The following is a 2,609-nucleotide window of genomic DNA, read 5'->3' on the forward strand; positions in this document are numbered from 1 at the left end:
CGCCGCCACTCCACGCGGCGGACTGCAACTCGACGGAGCTCGTTGCATTCACCGCTGGCGGCGAATTGCTATAGGCTACTCGGCGAGAGCGACGCATTAGCGGCGCGGGAGGAGCGTGCCGAGGACGAACCTCGCAGAATTGGGGCGGTTGAATGGTGAGTTGCTTTTGCAGTTCTTCGAACCGCCGGCCTTGCGCCCAGCGGCGAAGCCGCTCGGTGGAGTGGGCGACAGGCCGAATCCAAGAAATTTGGGTGGTGAGTTGGGCTGAACTCTTGCGACCCAACAGGTCGCGCGGGCCGAAGCCTTCCGCCGCGGCGGGACGCACAGCGTCTTTTACTGGCCGCCTCTACCCCATGACATACCTCCCGGGGCCCGGCCCGCCAACGTCAAGCTAGATAGTGTAGAGGCACCTAATTAGGGTAGCTCCGGCCCCTTGCCCCCGCGGTCCCGCGGCGTTTATTCCGAGAGGCAACGCAACTGAAAACCGTGGGCGCGGCTGTCCGAGTAGCTGGTGGAGAGACTTTGCGAATAGAAATTCAAGTCCAGACCGTAGATGCCGCTCGTGGCGGAAGACCAGCTGAACCCGTAGTGGCCGACGCTCACTGGTGCGCCCGAGCCCGAACTGCGGTAGCCCGGGGCGGGGCAGTTATGCCGTATGTCGCGTAGAAGCGAAATAGAACAAAAACAGAAAAAGAATGATGTTTAAAGGTTACGGAAGTTATTATCGCTCAAATTTGCGGTTGTCGGTTCCTGTAATTGTGTCTCAGGTAGGACAGTATTCCGTCCAGATCGCCGACACCGTAATGGTCGGGCATCTGGGCGAGGCAGTGCCATTGGCCGGTATTTCGTTTGCCTATGCCCTTTCGTGGCCCGTTCTGTTTTTAGGAACCGGTATTGCGATGGGACTCACCCCTCTGGTGGGGAAAAGCTATGCGCGCGGCGACCGGATGCGCAGTGCGGCGTTGTTCAAAAATTCCGTGCTGCTGGGGATGGCAACCGGTCTCTTGTTGATGCTTTTGCTCGGGCTGATCCTGCCTCTGATGGGACGGATGGGGCAAGACCCGGCTATCGTGCCCATCGCTCGCGGATACATGTGGTATCAGCTGGCTTCAGCTCTGCCTATGGTGCTGTTCGCCAGCTGTAAACAGTTTCTCGAAGGAATCGGGAATACGTCGCACACGATGGTGATTGCGATTGTCGGAAACGTCCTGAATATTGCGCTGAACGGAGCGTTGATCTATGGCTGGTGGATTTTTCCTGAGATGGGAGCTGTCGGAGCCGGAGCTTCGACCTTCATTGCCCGGGTCGTGATGGTGATTTTGTTTGCCTGGCTGATGTTCGGCCGTGCCGATTATCGCGACTATATAAGACTTTTCCGGCGCGTGCGGATCACGTCGTTCCGGCTGCGTCGGTTGTTGAACGTGGGTGTGCCGATCGCACTGCAACTTTTTATTGAAATGACCGCTTTGAGTCTGATGGCTGTGGTGATCGGTCTGTTCGGGGCGGTGCCGCAGGCTGCCCACCAGATTGCGGTCAATCTGCCGTCGCTGAGCTTTATGGTTGTCACGGGGCTGTCGGCCGCTACGACGATTCGGGTGAGCCAGGATTACGGCTTGAGGCTCTATCCTTTGATGCGACGGGCGATGAACGCTTCGCTGCATCTGATTACGATCTTTACGGTATGTGCGTCGCTGCTGGTCTTCTTGTTCGGACGGCAGATCGCCGGCTGGTTCACTGCCGAGACGGCGGTGATCGAGGTTGCGGCCCATTTGCTCCGCTTCGGGTGCGTCTTTATGGTGATCGACGGTTTCCAGGGGGTGGTGCTGGGTGCGTTGCGCGGGCTGACGGAGGTGAAACGGCCGATGTATTACGCGATCTTTACTTATGTCTGTATTTCGGCTCCGGTCGGGTATTTGTGCAGCTTTGTGTGGGAGATGGGCGCTGCGGGCATGTGGGTGGCTTTTACGGTTGGTCTAGCGGTGCTGGGGTGTTTGTACTACCGGCTTTTTTGCCGCCGCTACCGGCAGTTAGTGGCGGCTGATTGACTGTTCTTTAGTCTTCTTTTGGGGACAGTTCGTTACTGCTTGATCGGAGTTAGATTTAATTGACTGCAGGCCTCTGCGTCTTCGGCTATAATGCAACCAAAGTTCGCCGCCGGCGGGGACGCAATCGAGCATACGAGAAAAATGCAATTGCCTTAGCGGGTTGAAGCCTGCGCGACTCGTTGGGGCGCAAGAGCAGTACCTCGTCCACCGCCCCAATTCTGTCGGGTTCGGGCTGCGCGCTCCTGGGGTGGGCCGAAGGCCCAGCGCGCAAGCCCGGCGGTTTTATGAACCGCGCTACTCGCATTCGATTTAAGCGGTCGAAGCCTGCGGGGCCCACGGCAACGTCAGTTGCGGGCCTCCGCTGCGGAAGGCTTCGGCCCGCGCGACTCTACGAGTCGCAAAAGCATAGTCTAGTTCGTCCTCGGCGCACTATTCGCTTTCAGCTCTATAGCAATTTGCCGCCAGCGGAGAGTGCAACGAGCTCCGTCGAGTTGCAGTCCGCCGCGTGGGGTGGCGGCGAACTGCGCGGTTCTGTGAACCGCAAGAGCCCGGCCAACAGTTCAG

At 58.6% G+C, this 2,609-nt stretch carries 2 protein-coding genes; one reads left to right on the top strand and one right to left on the bottom strand.

Features of this window, described 5'->3' with window-relative positions; translation table 11 throughout:
• Positions 1-456: 456 nt before the first annotated feature.
• Positions 457-603: a hypothetical protein gene (locus QZ302_RS09755; RefSeq protein WP_294594883.1), complete on the bottom strand. Its 147-nt coding sequence runs from the start codon at positions 601-603 to the stop codon at positions 457-459.
• 155 nt (positions 604-758) lie between these two features.
• Between QZ302_RS09755 and QZ302_RS09760 the strand changes: the two genes are divergently transcribed.
• Positions 759-2,045 (top strand): MATE family efflux transporter, encoded by a 1,287-nt coding sequence (locus QZ302_RS09760; RefSeq protein ID WP_294594885.1) that lies wholly within the window; start codon positions 759-761, stop codon positions 2,043-2,045.
• The last annotated feature ends 564 nt before the right edge of the window (positions 2,046-2,609 follow it).

Source organism: uncultured Rikenella sp., from assembly GCF_910579375.1.
In the GTDB taxonomy this organism is placed as follows: domain Bacteria; phylum Bacteroidota; class Bacteroidia; order Bacteroidales; family Rikenellaceae; genus Rikenella.